Annotated in this window: 15 protein-coding genes; 4 read left to right on the forward strand and 11 right to left on the reverse strand. The window is 62.1% G+C overall.

Annotated features, from left to right (window positions below; all coding sequences use genetic code 11):
- Positions 1-20: 20 nt before the first annotated feature.
- The 7 genes from CAF80_RS28050 to CAF80_RS28080 form a co-directional block, all read right to left on the reverse strand.
- Entirely contained in the window at positions 21-1,964 is a 1,944-nt protein-coding gene (locus CAF80_RS28050; protein WP_085668231.1) for a response regulator, read from the reverse strand.
- The gene (locus tag CAF80_RS28055) at positions 1,954-2,829 is read right to left on the reverse strand and encodes a sensor histidine kinase KdpD (protein ID WP_085668230.1); all 876 of its coding nucleotides are present in this window, start codon (positions 2,827-2,829) and stop codon (positions 1,954-1,956) included. Before CAF80_RS28055 ends, CAF80_RS28050 begins: the two co-directional genes overlap by 11 nt.
- Positions 2,822-3,832, reverse strand: a complete 1,011-nt coding sequence (locus CAF80_RS28060; protein WP_039769014.1) for an ATP-binding protein — start codon at positions 3,830-3,832, stop codon at positions 2,822-2,824. Before CAF80_RS28060 ends, CAF80_RS28055 begins: the two co-directional genes overlap by 8 nt.
- Entirely contained in the window at positions 3,829-4,233 is a 405-nt protein-coding gene (locus tag CAF80_RS28065) for an anti-sigma regulatory factor (RefSeq protein ID WP_039768856.1), read from the reverse strand. The genes CAF80_RS28060 and CAF80_RS28065 overlap by 4 nt, the downstream gene beginning before the upstream one ends.
- Positions 4,230-4,592: an STAS domain-containing protein gene (locus CAF80_RS28070; RefSeq protein ID WP_011334518.1), complete on the reverse strand. Its 363-nt coding sequence runs from the start codon at positions 4,590-4,592 to the stop codon at positions 4,230-4,232. The genes CAF80_RS28065 and CAF80_RS28070 overlap by 4 nt, the downstream gene beginning before the upstream one ends.
- 3 nt (positions 4,593-4,595) lie before the next feature.
- Positions 4,596-5,447 (reverse strand): STAS domain-containing protein, encoded by an 852-nt coding sequence (locus tag CAF80_RS28075; RefSeq protein ID WP_074690304.1) that lies wholly within the window; start codon positions 5,445-5,447, stop codon positions 4,596-4,598.
- A gap of 240 nt (positions 5,448-5,687) precedes the next feature.
- Positions 5,688-6,209 carry a DUF4142 domain-containing protein gene (locus tag CAF80_RS28080; protein ID WP_074690306.1) on the reverse strand — a complete coding sequence of 174 codons (522 nt, stop codon included), beginning with the start codon at positions 6,207-6,209 and terminating at the stop codon, positions 5,688-5,690.
- Between the two features lie 205 nt (positions 6,210-6,414).
- Here CAF80_RS28080 and CAF80_RS28085 point away from each other — a divergent pair, with 205 nt between their 5' ends.
- Both CAF80_RS28085 and CAF80_RS28945 read left to right on the forward strand, forming a co-directional pair.
- The gene (locus tag CAF80_RS28085) at positions 6,415-6,657 is read left to right on the forward strand and encodes a YdcH family protein (RefSeq protein ID WP_039768852.1); all 243 of its coding nucleotides are present in this window, start codon (positions 6,415-6,417) and stop codon (positions 6,655-6,657) included.
- A 109-nt stretch (positions 6,658-6,766) separates the two neighbouring features.
- Positions 6,767-6,937: a hypothetical protein gene (locus tag CAF80_RS28945; protein WP_166742314.1), complete on the forward strand. Its 171-nt coding sequence runs from the start codon at positions 6,767-6,769 to the stop codon at positions 6,935-6,937.
- 108 nt (positions 6,938-7,045) lie between these two features.
- On the opposite strand, the gene CAF80_RS28090 is transcribed toward CAF80_RS28945, so the two are convergent.
- The 4 genes from CAF80_RS28090 to CAF80_RS28105 all read right to left on the reverse strand — a co-directional run bounded on the left by CAF80_RS28090 (position 7,046) and on the right by CAF80_RS28105 (position 12,016).
- Entirely contained in the window at positions 7,046-8,062 is a 1,017-nt protein-coding gene (locus tag CAF80_RS28090; protein WP_371855447.1) for an SMP-30/gluconolactonase/LRE family protein, read from the reverse strand.
- Positions 8,063-8,118: 56 nt separating this feature from the next.
- Positions 8,119-9,264: an SRPBCC family protein gene (locus CAF80_RS28095; RefSeq protein ID WP_074690309.1), complete on the reverse strand. Its 1,146-nt coding sequence runs from the start codon at positions 9,262-9,264 to the stop codon at positions 8,119-8,121.
- A gap of 109 nt (positions 9,265-9,373) precedes the next feature.
- Positions 9,374-10,237 carry a LysR family transcriptional regulator gene (locus tag CAF80_RS28100; RefSeq protein ID WP_039768849.1) on the reverse strand — a complete coding sequence of 288 codons (864 nt, stop codon included), beginning with the start codon at positions 10,235-10,237 and terminating at the stop codon, positions 9,374-9,376.
- A 60-nt stretch (positions 10,238-10,297) separates the two neighbouring features.
- On the reverse strand, positions 10,298-12,016 hold the full coding sequence (locus tag CAF80_RS28105; RefSeq protein ID WP_074690311.1) for a hydrogenase maturation protein: 1,719 nt from the start codon (positions 12,014-12,016) through the stop codon (positions 10,298-10,300).
- Positions 12,017-12,314: 298 nt separating this feature from the next.
- Between CAF80_RS28105 and CAF80_RS28110 the strand changes: the two genes are divergently transcribed.
- Entirely contained in the window at positions 12,315-12,821 is a 507-nt protein-coding gene (locus CAF80_RS28110; RefSeq protein ID WP_011334510.1) for a sigma-70 family RNA polymerase sigma factor, read from the forward strand.
- Entirely contained in the window at positions 12,818-13,765 is a 948-nt protein-coding gene (locus CAF80_RS28115; protein WP_074690313.1) for a FecR domain-containing protein, read from the forward strand. Before CAF80_RS28110 ends, CAF80_RS28115 begins: the two co-directional genes overlap by 4 nt.
- Positions 13,766-13,828: the final 63 nt, after the last annotated feature.

A 13,828-nucleotide genomic window follows, 5' to 3' on the forward strand; every position in this document is an offset into this window, starting at 1 on the left:
TTGCCCGCAATGGCGGTGTATCAGGCGCCGTCGAGCGTGCGGCGCACCTTGTCCAGCAACTCGCGGATCTGGAACGGCTTGACCAGCATCTCCATGCCGGCCCCGAGGAACACCTGGCGGTTGATCGCGGTTTCCGCGTAACCGGTCATGAACAGGATCGGCAGCGCTTCACGCCAGCCCCGGGCAACGTCCGCCAGTTCACGGCCGGTCATGCGTGGCAGGCCCACGTCGGTCAGCAGCAGGTCGATCGACGGGTCGTTCCGCAAGCGCTCCAGCGCGGTTTCGATATCGGCGGCCTGGGTGCAGCGGTAACCGGCGTCCTCCAGCACTTCGGTAACGAACAGGCGTACCGCCGGCATGTCTTCGACGATCAACACATGTTCGCCCGAGCCTTGCGGATCGATGGTCACCGGGGCCACATCGACAGCGGTCGGATCACTGGTGGCCGGCAGCATGATCGTCACTTCGGTGCCGCGTCGCGCCACGCTGCGGATGTGCGCATCGCCACCGGATTGACGAGCGAAACCGTAGATCGTCGACAGCCCCAACCCGGTGCCCTGGCCCAGCGGTTTGGTGGTGAAAAACGGCTCGAACACCTTATCGATGACGCTGTGCTCGATGCCGGTACCGTCATCGCGCACCGATAGCGCCACGTAGGAACCATCGGCGAGGTTCGGGTCGCCGTGGGAATATGCCGCGTAAGTGCTGACCCAGATATTGCCGCCCCGTGGCAATGCGTCCCGGGCATTGATCACCAGGTTGAGCACTGCGCTTTCGAGCTGGATCGGATCGACCAGCGCGATGGCAGGTTTGGTGGTCATTTCCAGTTTGAGGGCGATGCGTTCGCCGATGGTGCGCACCAGCAATTCTTCCAGCGAGCGGACGTGCTTGTTGATGTCCACCGGACGGGTGTCGAGCGGTTGCTGGCGGGCAAAAGCCAGCAGGCGATGGGTGAGCGAGGCCGCACTCATCGCCGAGTTCAGAGCTGCTTCGGCGTAAAACTGCACCTTGTCCGGGCGGGCATCGGCGACCCGTTTCTGGATCAGCTCAAGGCTGGTGATGATCCCGGTCAGGAGGTTGTTGAAGTCGTGGGCAATGCCGCCGGTGAGTTTGCCCAGCGCATCCATTTTCTGTACTTGCAGCAGTTGCGACTCGGCGCGCACCCGGTCGGCGACTTCCTTGGCCAGTTGCGTGGTGGTGTCGTCCAGCCGCGCCAGGTGCGAACGTTCGCGGTGACGGTGTTCGGTGACGTCTTCGACGAATACCAGGCTCAGTTTCGGGGTGCGGTAGGGGGAAATCTGCCACTCGGTCTCACGGATCTCGCCCTGTACGCGCATGTTCAGCGTGCCTTTCCAGCGCTCGCCATCCACCAGCCGCAGGCGCAGTTCGTCGAGGATCGCGCTCTGATCCTCGGCAAAGCATTCGCTGAGGGTCTGCGGGTCGCGGTTGTCCTGGATCAGTTGGGAGAAAGCGTGGTTGCACTCATGGACTTTCAGGTCGGCATCCAGCACCGCGATGGGCGCGGAGATGTTGACGAAGATCTCGCGGAAACGCGCCTCGCTTTCGCGCAACGCGTTCTCCGTGTCGCGCACCCGAAGCAGGGTGCGCAATGTTGCCAGCAGCACGTCGGGATCGACCGGGTGAATCAGATACGCATCGGCCCCGGCATCGAGACCGGTGATGATGTCGCCGGTCTGGATCGACGCGGCCGACACGTGGATCACCGGGAGCAGGGCGGTGCGGGCGTCGGCGCGCAGTTCGCGGACAATATCGAAGCCGCTCATGTCCGGCAGGTTGACGTCGAGAATCAACGCGTCGAGCTTTTCACTGGCGATCAATGCCAAGCCATCGCCACCGGTGCCGGCCTCTGACACCTCATAGCCGTGGCGTTCCAGCCGTCGGCGCAAGGCGTAGCGGGTGGCGACGTTGTCATCGACGATCAACAGACGGATGTCATGTTTCATCGACGTTCTCCTGGGCGATCGCCAACGGGATGATCACGAAAAAGCACGAACCCACGCTCGGGGTACTCTGGACGCCGACCTCGCCACCGAGCAGTTCGGCGAAGCGTTTGCACAGGGACAATCCGAGCCCGGTGCCGCGCAGGCGTTTCTGCAGCGGTGAGTCGACCTGAGAAAAGTCTTCAAACAAGGTGCCATGCAGCTCCGAAGCGATACCGATACCGGTGTCGCTGACGGCGAATCGTACCTTGTCCTCACCCTCAAGGCGTGCCGAGATCCTTACTTCACCACGGGTGGTGAATTTCAGCGAGTTGGAAATGAAGTTGCGCAGGATCTGCGCGAGCTTCTTGTCGTCGGTATAGAGACGCGGCAGGCCCACTGGCTCTTCGAAAATCAGGTCTACGGCAGTGGCGTCGACAATCGGCCGGAACATTCCGCGCAACGCCGCGAACAGGTCGAACATGTCGAACCACGCAGGCGAAATGCTGATGCGTCCGGCCTCGATCTTCGCCAGGTCGAGCAGGTCGTCGACCATGTCGCTGAGTTCCCGGGCGGCGCTGCTGACGAAGGCCACCTGTTTGTGCTGCTCGGGGCTCAGCGGGCCGTCGAGTTCGTCGGCCAGCAGGCTGTTGATGCTCAGGATCGAGCCCAGCGGTGTGCGGAACTCGTGGCTCATGTACGACAGAAAGCGGCTTTTCAGATCGGACGCCTGACGCAGTTGTTCGGCCTGGGTGTCGAGTTCGGCGTACAGGGCCAGCACGCCCTGATTGGTTTCGTCGAGCTCTTCGCGCAACGCAGCGGTTTCGCTCTGCAACTGGGCGATCAACGCAGCCTGTTCGGCATTGCTCAGTGTCGGGGACTCAGCCATGGGCGGCCTCCAGGGCAACGACCAGCACCGTTACATCGTCGCGCCCGCGACAGAAATCGCGGTGCAGGACGGTGGCTATCACGGCGGGATGGCGATGCACCAGACCGGGGTAGTCTTGAAGGTTCCAACGGGACTGCAAGCCATCGCTGTACATGATCAATAGATGTCCGTTCACGTGAGCATAGTCAAAGGGCTGGGCTTTTCGGTATTGGCCGCCGACTATCCCTGGATGCGAGGCCAGTCCGCGCGACTTGTCGGAGGCGATCAGGCTGGCACCGATGTTACCGACACCGGTGAACGACAGACTGGCACGCCCGGCATGAAACTGCGCGAATGCCACTGCGCCACCCCGGCTCCCGATCATTTCCCGGTGCATGTCTTCCATCAGGACCGTTGGCGCACCGAACGGGCTCAGGGCAAAGGCTTTCTCTCCTGCTCGGGCCGCACGCTCGGCGTCTTCGCCATGGCCCAGACCATCGACGATCAGGGCACTGATGTCACTGCCGTGAATCGCCAGATGCCAGACGTCGCCGCAGGCGGGATCGTTGTGCAGCGAGTGTTGACTGACACCATACGGCATATCCAACTGCCGGTCGCTGCGCGGATACAGACGAGCCAGCAGCACAGCGCCGCGATGATCGGCAAATACGTCGAAGATATCCGCCTGTCGAGCCACTGCACCGAGGCCGATGCCCTGAGTACCACCGGTGGAAAAGCCGTCCGCCAGACACGCGTCCAGATCAAACCCCTGGGCACGGTCGACCGCAATCATCTCGATACCGTCGTCACCCTGACGGGGCAACAGGCGCAGGTGCAATTCCCCGCGCCCGGCGTGCTTGAGCACATTGCTCGCCAGCTCCGTGGCCACCAGCGCCACACGGCCTGCGTCGCTTTCGCCAAAACCGTGTTGCTCGGCCAGACGCTGGGCCGTACGCCGGGCATGGCCGATCTGGCTGCTGTCCTCGATCACCAACACCTGGGTCAATGTCCCGCTGATGTTCATGTCCATCGGGTGATCGTTATGCGAGTGCCTTTGCCGGGCTCGGTGTCCAGTTCAAATTCGTCCACCAGCCGCTTGGCCCCGGTCAGGCCCAGGCCCAGACCGCTGCCGGAGGTCCAGCCGTCGGTCATCGCCAGTTTGATGTCGGGAATGCCCGGGCCTTCATCGCGAAAGGTCAGGCGCAGGCCGACCTTGTGGTTGTCGTCGAGGATCTGCCAGTCCATGTCTCCGCCACCGCCATACACCATGGTGTTGCGCGCCAGTTCACTGACGGCGGTCACCAGTTTGGTCAGGTCGATCAGGCGCATGCCGCATTCGGTGGCCAGCTTTCGCGCCTGTTGCCGGGCCAGCACCACGTCCTGCTCGATGTTGATCGGTTGGGTACCGCTGCTGCGCACGGTCATTGCTGGCGTACTCGTTCCTGCAGCAGTTTCATGCCGCGCTCGACGTTCAGCGCGGTACTGACGCCCGGCAGGTACAGACCGAGCTCGACCAGGGTAATGGCGACCGCCGGCTGCATGCCGACGAGCATGGTTTCGGCATCCATGATTTTCGACAGGCCGGAAATGGTGCCGATCATCCGGCCAATGAACGAATCGACCATGTCCAGCGCCGAGATGTCGATCAGCACCCCGCGCGCGGAGGTCTTGCTGATGCGCTCGGACAGGTCGTCCTGCAGGGTGAGGGCGAGCTGGTCGTGCATGTCGACCTGGATGGTCACCAGCAAGAAGTCACCCATCTGAAGAATCGGGATACGTTCCATTGTTCAGACCGTCTTGGTGAGGGTGATGCCCAGACGGGTCAGGGCCAGCTTCAATGCGTCGGCCAGATTGGCTTTGGTGACCACGCCTTGCAGGTCGAGGCCCAGATGGACGATGGTCTGGGCAATCTGCGGTCGCACGCCGCTGATGATGCAATCGGCGCCCATCAGGCGGATCGCGGTCACAGTCTTGAGCAGGTGTTGGGCGACCAGCGTGTCGACGGTCGGCACACCGGTGATGTCGATGATGGCGATTTCCGAACCGGTGTCGACGATGCGTTGCAGCAGCGATTCCATTACCACTTGGGTGCGCTGTGAATCGAGGGTGCCGATCATCGGCAGTGCAAGCACGCCATCCCACAATTTGACCACCGGGGTCGACAACTCCAGCAGTTCTTCCTGCTGGCGCTTGATCACCGCTTCACGGGACTTCTGGAACGTGCGAATGGTGTACAGGCCGAAAGCATCGAACAATTCGGAAATTTCCCAAAGCTGTTCGGCGAGCAGGGCGGGCTGATCCTGATAATGGTTTTGCAGCAGGGCGAACAGCGGGCCCTTGAGCGAGAAAATGAAGCTGGCGGTCTGCTGGGAATCCTGACCGAGCTGGGCGCGGCTATGGGAGAGTTTTTCGAGGAACTGGCGCATGCCTTCCCAGCCCGGCGCGGCGATGTTGGTGCCGCTGTCGTTTTCCAGGCCGCTGACCACCAGTTGCAGGAATTCACTGGTTTGCTGCTGCAAGTCGTGTTCTTTGAGATTGCGGGTGGCACCGCTGTCGACCAGTCCTTTAGTCCATTCGCCCAGCAGTTGTACCTGTTTGTTTTTCATCGCATCGAGTGTGCTGTTCTGCAGTGCTGCCATGTGCCTGTTGCTCCATTGCGAATTGGGGGCCGGTTCTTCGGAAAATGACCGGCGCGAAGTGAATGACCTTGGCCGTTCGAAATAGTTGTTCGTTCCCCCGAGGATATTTTTGATCTGCCGCAAGTAATGCACCGGTAACTCTAGTCGGCGCGGCCAGGAATGCTGATCTTTTGCCTGCAACAAAGCCCCAACGCAAAGAGGCCGCGTCCAATGGAGGCGGCCTCTTTGTGTACCTGGCGGTTACTTGCTGGGGTGTTTGGCCTGCAGCTCTTTGGCGTGGGCCAGGTGTTTTTCCAGTGCCGGCAGCATTTTCTGCGCAAAGGCTTTGAGTTCGGTGGCGCCTTTGACTTTGTCGTCGGTCACGGTGTTGGCTTGTTTCTTGAACAGCTCAATGGTTTCTTCGTGAGCCTTCACCTGATTATTGGCATAGGCGGCGTCGAACGACTCATCACGGACTTCGAGTATTTTTTCCTTGGCCTGTTTGACCAGGGTCGTGGTGTCCGGCACCTCGATGTCGTTGGCCTTGGCAATTGTCGCCAGTTCATCGTTGGCCTTGCCGTGGTCGGCGATCATCATGTTGGCAAACGCTTTGATGTCGGCGGATTGGCTTTTTTCCAGCGCCAGGCGACTGGTTTCGATTTCAGCGATGCCGCCGGCCGCTGCGTTGTCGACAAAATCGTTATCGGTAGCGGCGAAAGCCGAGCCCATGCCGGTGCTCAATGCAACGGCCAGAAAGAGATGACGCAGTTTGAATCCGTCCATTGGTGTTTCTCCACGCAGGTTTTTGTGAGCGTTATTCAATGGAGGGAGTTCGCCGACCAAAGGTTTTATCGCATTTGCGAAAGGGCGACGAACGGACACCGCTGGTCTGACAGGTGGTCGACAGAAGTGGCCAACCGAGGCCATTCTGATACCTGGCCAGCGCAATCGGTCGCGTTGGCTGCCGATCAACTGACGGAGGTGTTCCATGCCGGTGACCCATGATCTGTTACAGGACTTGAAACTTACAAAGGAAGAGATCCAGCAACGACGCACCGCGGATCCACATCTGGATGCACTGATCAACAAGTATTCCCAGGCGGACGCCGAAGTCGTCAAGGCCGAGACGGCGACCTCGGATGCGCCGAGCGACGACACCCTGAAGAAACTGAAAGAGAAACGCCTGCAGGTCAAAGACAAGATCGTCGAGCAGTTGCAGGCTCGATCCTGACCGTCAGTCGCACCACCGGCCTGCGGTGGTGAATTGACTGGAACGACAGCCCCGACCGGCACCTCGAATGTTCAGAGTCTTCACATTGCGACTCTCAACGAGGTGCCTTATGAACGATCCAAAATTCCCCAGTGAAGAACAGGGCGCATTCGACCCGGTTCCCACCCATCCCGAGCCGAACAGTCCGGCGCACACCGTCCGTAATCCTGAAGAGGAACGCGAAAGCGAGGAAGTGCCGGAGGACGAAGACCCGGAAACCTTCGATAGATCCAGTAACTGACTATCCGCTATCGCCAGCAGGCTGGCTCCCACATTTGGGATGCAAATTCTTTGTGGGAGCCAGCCTGCTGGCGATAGGGCCAGTCGACCCAATACAAAGTCCAGGGCCTCACTTCAAGGCGGCGTCCAATGGCATCCGCGCCATGTGCGTCGCCTTCAGCGAGCCGAAATACAGCCAGTCGCCATACTCGCGCACTGTGGTGATCGGCGAGTAATTGCCGGCGCTGGCATCCTGCAGATTGGCGATAACCTTGCCGTCCAGATCCAGCCCCAGCACGAACCCGCGCTTTTCCACCGGCTTGGGCAGCACGGTCATCGCCCGCACCAGCATCTTGCGCACGAAAGGGTGGGCGGCGGTACGGTCGAGCAGCGGATTGCGTGGTGTGTACAACGCCACCCAGAAACGATCCCGACCATTGAATGCCAGGTTGTCCGGCAGCCCCGGCAGGTTGTCGATGAACAGGTCATGGGTGCCGGCCTGCGGCCCGGTCAGCCAGTAGCGGCTGATGCGGTAGGCGCCGGTTTCGTTGACCAGCACATAGGCGTCTTCCGGGCCGAGGGTCACGCCGTTGGCGAACTCCAGCTTGTCCAGCAATACGCTGGTTTTTCCGGTCTGGAAGTCGTAACGCAGCAGGCGCCCGTCGCCGCCATGCTCGATGATCGCTTCGCCATCGTGGCCGTAACCCCAGCGACTGGAGGCATCGCTGAAGTAGGCGTAATGCCCGGACTTGTCGATGGCCACGTCATCGGTAAACCCGAACGGCAGGCCATTGGCTTCGGTGGTCAGCGCCACCAGTTGCCCCTGTGCATCAAGGGACAGCAAACCCTTGACCCCGTCGGCGATCACCAGCAAACCGTTGGGATGCCGCGCCAGCCCCAGCGGCCGGCCGCCGGTATCGGCCAGCACCTTGCGCTGCTGGCCATCGAGACTGGTGCGCAGCAGGCGTCCGTCGTGCAGTCCGGTGATCAGAAAGTCGTTTTCCAGCAGCAGCGCTTCCGGGCCTTCGATGTCACTTGGACCGACCTGTGCCGCGCTCTTGAGCCGCTGATTGTCAGCGTACTGGCCCTCGGTCAGCGAGGGCGCCGGTTGCGGCGTCCAGGCCACGGGCTCGACCCTGGTCGGCATCAACAGCAAAAAGCCCAGAACCCCGACAACCAGCAGCAACACCAGATAACGCCATCTCACACGTGGGCTCCCGCGAGTGCGAGATGCCGGGTGGCCATGTCGCGCAGGGCCAGCATCGACGTTGCCGACTCGCGCTCGATGCGCCGCTTGAGCAGCAGATGGTTGGCGATGCGCAGGCCGATCCCTTCGAACCGGTAATCGAGGGTGCGCACGAACCGCGTGGCAGCGTCGTGCGCCGAGCATTCATAGGTCAGCCGCAACGACAGACCCTGATCACCCTGGGCCCGGGCGCACCAGCGTCGGCCGGGCAGGTACTCGGTGACCTCCCAGCGCAAATGCCCCTCGCGCCCACCGGCGTGAATGTCCTCGTCGAATCGCGCACCGGCATGCAACGCACCGCTCGGGCCGTCGATCTTCAGCGAAGACGGGTGCCACTCCGGCCAGCGACTGACGGTGGCGGCGTAGGCGAGGACGGCGATCGGATCGCCGGCGATATCGACTGTGTGCTGCATGCGGGTCATGGGCGTTCTCGAATCGGTCAAAGGGGCGATTTCCGGCTCCCGGTAGAGGGTGCCGAACAGGTAGTCCATCAGCGGAAAAACGATATTGAAATTACGCTCCTGCATGTGCTCGCGACGGTGATGCAATTCGTGCAGACGGCGCATCTGGCGGATCCACGGCAGGCGGGTCAGCGGGTTCTGCGGCGGCAGATGCTCGCAGGCGTGAAACACTTCATAGGTCAGGTAACCGAACACCATGCAGCCACCGAACAGTCCGGCGACGTTGCTGTTGACCTGCGCGAACAGCCACCACAGGGGCAGGGTGATCGCCAGCGTGTGCAGCACGATCAGCCAGGCCGGGAACAGGATCACCCGCCAGTCGCGGGCGCCGTCGTAGGTCATGTGGCCGGGGGTGAAGAAACTGTGATGATCGCCGGCATGCCGGGCGTAGAACATCCGCGCGAAACTCTTTTTGTGGTGGCCGAGGTGGCGGTGCACCATGTACACGCCGAAATTGAAGAACAGCAGGGTCAGCGGCACGGTCAGCCATTCCAGCGGCCGCACCAGGTGCACGCTGCTCCAGAACGCGCCGATGGCCAGCACGCCGAACAGCAGCACGAACGCGCCGTGCAGCCACGGGTTGTAGCGGGGATGGATCGCCGCCCGGTAGCGGCTGCGAAATGCCTCGGTGGTCTGCCTCACTGCGCTCACCTGCGGATATTGTCGTTATCCCGGCAGCGTAGCCGATCCCGCCGTTTGTGCAGCGCCAACCTTCAGGTCACAAGTGCCATGCTCCGGTGCATAGCGGCCGTCAGCTCAACGGGTTCCAGCGCTGCGACCAGTCGTCATCGGCCCTGATCACCTCGCGCAGCAGGTCAAACGCCTGTTGCAGGATCGCCGAGTCGCGGTCACGGGAGTAGACGAGGTAGGTCGGGTAGCCGAATTCCGGGGCTTTGGTCACCGGCTCCAGCGCGCCGCTTTCCAGATAAGTACGCACGACCCGGGTCCGGAAATAGCCGCTGCCGCCGTTCTCCAGAATGTATTGCAGGGCCAGCGGGCCGAGGTTGAAGCTCAGGGCAGCCTTGGCTTTTTCCGGCAGGGCGGCGTCGTGCTGGCGGCGGAAATCCGGGCCCCAGTCGATGTACACGTAAGGGGCAGGGCGGCCGGGCGTGGTCACCAGAATCAGTTTCTCTTCCAGCACCTGCTCGACCTGCAGCCCCGGCCAGTATTCCGGCTGATAGACCAGCGCCGCATCGAGCACCCCCAGTTCGAGCTGACGCAGCAGGTTTTCACCATCGCGGATCTCCATGCGCAAGGCGTGGCCGGGGATTTTCTCGCGCAATTCGGCGGCCCAACTGAGCATCAACGGGTTGCACAGGCTGACCTCGCCACCGATGTGCAGCACGTTGTGATAGCCCTCGGGCAAGGGCAGGTCGCGGCGTGCGGCTTCCCAGGTCTGCACCAGCTGATTGGCGTAGACCACGAAGGCCTCGCCGTTGGCGGTCAGCCGCGCACCGGCGCGGTTGCGCACGAACAGCGTGCTGCCCAACTGGCTTTCGAGTTTCTGGACCCGGGCGGTGATTGCCGTTTGCGTGACAAACAGCTTTTCCGCCGCCGCGGCGAGGCTGCCGTGGCGGACGATTTCCAGAAAGGTGCGGGCGAGGTCGATGTCCATGGGCGGGCCGGTGGTTGAGGTCCGCGCATTGTACGGGCAGCCCCGGGACCGCGTCATTGTTCAGTCAGCCACTTCGACTTCACGCACCCGCGCCCAATCTTCCACCAACCGCGCCGGCGTGCAGCAAGTCTTGCGCTTGTAGACGAAGTTGCGGCACTTCTCGGCAAACTGATTGCGGTTGTACAGCATGTCTTCCTGCATCTCCCGCAGCTCCGCCTCGCGGCACTGACGAATCAACACATGATCGACCCGCAGCTTGCGTTCGCGCACCGACGCATAAGTCGGATCGCTCAGCACACTGTTGGCCCGTTGCAGCAGCCACAGCGAGAACTCGTCCGGGCAGCGCGGGCCGATTTCCTGAACCATGCCCAGTTGCAGCGCCTGCGCAGCGCTGACCGGCAGACAGGCCTGGGTCAGTTGTTCGGCCATGGCCGGGCCGACGGCGCGGGGCAGGCTGTAGGTCCAGTATTCCGAGCCATACAGGCCCATGCTCTTGTAGTGCGGATTGAGCACGATATCGGCGCGGGCGAACACGATGTCAGCCGCCAGGGCGAGCATCACACCGCCGGCACCGGCATTGCCGGTAACCCCGCTGACCACCAGTTGCCGTGCGCTGAGCAATTCTTCGCACACATCGTCGATGGCCTGGATATTGGCCCAGGCTTCGGCGCCCGGATCTTCGGCGGCCTGGATCACGTTCAGATGCACGCCATTGGAAAAACTGCCGCGTCCGCCCTTGATCAACAGCACCTGAGTGTCGCGGGATTTAGCCCAGCGCAGGGCCTCGACCATGCGCCGGCACTGCTCGGTGCTCATGGCGCCGTTGTAGAACTCCAGCGTCAGCTCGCCGACCAGACCGGACTCGCGATAACGGATCGGTTGATACGGCTCGTCGCTGAACGGCGCGTTGGCAATCGACCAGTCCAGCACCGGCACGCCAGACAACTGACCGGCCAGCACATGCCGCGCCGGACGCTTGAAGGTTTCCTCGCCCGGTTGCGGTTTGCGCCGCAGCGAGCCGATCCACAGGCTGTGATCACCGGTCGCCACCAATACCGCGTCGTCGTGCACCGCGAGAATCTCGCCGGGCATGCCGGTGCGCTGATCGAGGTGCGCGTCGTACACGTAATATTGCCCGCCGGCGAGACTGGCGAGCACACCGGGCTGGCCGTCCGCCGCATCGATGCAGCGTTTGATGAAGCGCGAGCAGTCGTGCCAGCTGAAGGTGCGATCGTCCTGTTTCATGTTCGGCTGCAAGCGTCCACGAACCTTGGGATCGTTGTAGTCCAGCGCCACCGGCACGAAGCCGTCGATGAATTTTTCCACCACCTCACGGATGCAACGGATCGCCGCGTCGCTGACTCGCCCGTTGTACAGCTCGGATTTGCGCAAGCCTGTCGGCAGGTTGAATTCGCAGGTGGCCCAGACCGGTCCGGCGTCCATTTCTTCCACCGCTTGCAGGGCGGTTACGCCCCAGGACGGCAGCTCGCGCATGATCGCCCAATCCAGTGCGCTGGCACCGCGATCGCCGACGATGCCCGGGTGGATGATGACGACCGGACGCTGCGGGTTGCTCCACAGCGCGTGGGGAACGCGGTCCTTGAGAAACGGGCAGATCACCAGCTCGGCGCCGCTGTTTTCGATCTGCTCGCACACGGCGGTTTCGTCGGTGAACAGCACCACGCTGGGTGAGTGCCCGGCCTGACGCAGTTCCAGCCAGGCACGCTGGGTCAGGCCGTTGAACGCCGACGACAGAAGAATGATGTTGAGTGATCGCATGATTTCTCGTCCTTGAAAGGTTAGCCGCAGGCTCCCGGTGAGCCGTCCGTGGCTATCGATGGAGGCGCAAGGTTAGAGACTGGCGTGGCCGGCGCCACTGATCGAGATCAACGTTGTGTCAGCCAATGTTGCTGCGGCGACGACGTGCCTTATTCTCAAAGGTTTGCTGATCCTGATTTTTTATTACTTCAAATGTATCGGGCGCTATTGCACAGTCGCACCCCTGATCACCGCCGGAAGATCCCGGCGTATCCATGGATTTTCGCAGCGGGTGGAGCCCGTTTTCAGGGAGTAAGGCATGGGGAGTCACAACCCGCATTACCAGGTCATCGGGCAAATGTTCCAAAAGGACTACCGATGGTTGTGCGCAGCGGTCAGCCGTACCCTCGGCTGCCCGCACAGCGCACAGGACATTGCTTCGGAAACTTTTCTTCGGGTTTTGGCACTGCCCGATCCGCTGGCGATTCGCGAACCCCGCGCGCTGTTGACCACGATTGCCCGGCGGCTGGTCTATGAAGGCTGGCGCCGGCAGGATCTGGAGCGCGCTTATCTGCAAAGCCTTGCCTTGGCGCCGGAACCGGTGCACCCGTCGCCCGAGGAACGGGAATTGGTGATCGAAACGCTGCTGGCGGTGGATCGCTTGCTCAACGGCCTGTCGGCCAAGGCCAAGGCTGCGTTTCTCTATCACCAGCTCGATGGCCTGACCTACAGCGAAATCGGCGAACGCCTCGGCGTGTCCACCAGCCGAGTGCAGCAATACATGGTCGAGGCATTCAAACGTTGCTATCAGGCGATGCAGGCATGAGGCCGGACGACACGCTGATCGACGAAGCCGCGCAATGGATGGCGCTGCTGCAATCGGGGCACGTCAGCTTGCAGGAGCGCGCGGCCTTCGACGCCTGGCGCACGGCGGATCCACGGCATCAGCAAATCATCGAGCAAATGGGTGGCGGGTTGAACCTGCTGCGCCATGCGAACCTGCGCGGCTTGCCGCGTGAAAGTGTCCTGCACAGCCTGAATGCGCCGTCCAGTCGGCGTCGATTCCTCAGCGGCAGTTTGAGTGTGCTCGGGATCGCGGTGCTGGCGGGTCTGCTCGGGCGACGCTATGGCTGGCTGCCGGAGGCCGGCGAGTTGTCGACCGGAACGGGCGAGCGTCGGGCGTTCACGCTGGAGGATGGCAGCGCCCTGACCCTCAATGCCCGCAGCCGCGTGGTGCCGCGCTTCAACAATCTTGAGCGTCTGCTGGACTTGCGCAGCGGTGAACTGCTGATCGATGTGGCGAAAAATCTGGGACGCCCCTTTGTGGTCGAAACCGAGCATGGGCGGATGCGCGCGCTCGGGACGAAATTTCTGGTGCAGCGCGGTGAGGATTCGACGCGGCTGGTGATGCTGCATTCACAGGTCGAAGTGGTCACCGCCAGCGGCGCGCGGCAAGTGGTGGAGGCGGGCGAAAGTCTGCTGTTCAACGGGCAGGAAATCCTCGGGTTGGAACCCAGCAAAGGGCAGGAAAGTGCCTGGGTGCAAGGGCGGCTTGAAGTGCGTGATCGCCCCTTGAGCGAAGTCATCGACAGCCTGCGCAGCTACCGTCGCGGCATCCTGCACCTGAGTCCCGAGGTCGCCGGTTTGCGCCTCAGCGGTCTCTATCCGCTGGACGACAGCGACCGCACCCTGCAGCTGCTGGAGCGTTCGCTGCCGATCCGTGTCACCTGGCACAACCCGTACTGGGTCAGCATCGAAGCACGGTTATAAATCCATAACTTCCCGGTCTATCCGTCCCCCTATAAAAAGCGCCGGCCCGCTGCTCATTCCCTG

This window comes from Pseudomonas sp. B34(2017) (assembly GCF_002112915.1).
GTDB lineage: Bacteria > Pseudomonadota > Gammaproteobacteria > Pseudomonadales > Pseudomonadaceae > Aquipseudomonas > Aquipseudomonas pharyngis.

What these genes read in the sequence shown, in the direction of transcription:
- CAF80_RS28055 (WP_085668230.1), bottom strand. Translation starts at nt 2,829, where the DNA reads ATGGCTGAGTCCCCGACACTGAGCAATGCCGAACAGGCTGCGTTGATC.
- CAF80_RS28100 (WP_039768849.1), bottom strand. Translation starts at nt 10,237, where the DNA reads ATGGACATCGACCTCGCCCGCACCTTTCTGGAAATCGTCCGCCACGGC.
- CAF80_RS28115 (WP_074690313.1), top strand. Translation starts at nt 12,818, where the DNA reads ATGAGGCCGGACGACACGCTGATCGACGAAGCCGCGCAATGGATGGCG.
- CAF80_RS28065 (WP_039768856.1), bottom strand. Translation starts at nt 4,233, where the DNA reads ATGACCGTGCGCAGCAGCGGTACCCAACCGATCAACATCGAGCAGGAC.
- CAF80_RS28945 (WP_166742314.1), top strand. Translation starts at nt 6,767, where the DNA reads ATGAACGATCCAAAATTCCCCAGTGAAGAACAGGGCGCATTCGACCCG.
- CAF80_RS28050 (WP_085668231.1), bottom strand. Translation starts at nt 1,964, where the DNA reads ATGAAACATGACATCCGTCTGTTGATCGTCGATGACAACGTCGCCACC.
- CAF80_RS28070 (WP_011334518.1), bottom strand. Translation starts at nt 4,592, where the DNA reads ATGGAACGTATCCCGATTCTTCAGATGGGTGACTTCTTGCTGGTGACC.
- CAF80_RS28105 (WP_074690311.1), bottom strand. Translation starts at nt 12,016, where the DNA reads ATGCGATCACTCAACATCATTCTTCTGTCGTCGGCGTTCAACGGCCTG.
- CAF80_RS28080 (WP_074690306.1), bottom strand. Translation starts at nt 6,209, where the DNA reads ATGGACGGATTCAAACTGCGTCATCTCTTTCTGGCCGTTGCATTGAGC.
- CAF80_RS28060 (WP_039769014.1), bottom strand. Translation starts at nt 3,832, where the DNA reads ATGAACATCAGCGGGACATTGACCCAGGTGTTGGTGATCGAGGACAGC.
- CAF80_RS28075 (WP_074690304.1), bottom strand. Translation starts at nt 5,447, where the DNA reads ATGGCAGCACTGCAGAACAGCACACTCGATGCGATGAAAAACAAACAG.
- CAF80_RS28085 (WP_039768852.1), top strand. Translation starts at nt 6,415, where the DNA reads ATGCCGGTGACCCATGATCTGTTACAGGACTTGAAACTTACAAAGGAA.
- CAF80_RS28090 (WP_371855447.1), bottom strand. Translation starts at nt 8,062, where the DNA reads ATGCCGACCAGGGTCGAGCCCGTGGCCTGGACGCCGCAACCGGCGCCC.
- CAF80_RS28110 (WP_011334510.1), top strand. Translation starts at nt 12,315, where the DNA reads ATGGGGAGTCACAACCCGCATTACCAGGTCATCGGGCAAATGTTCCAA.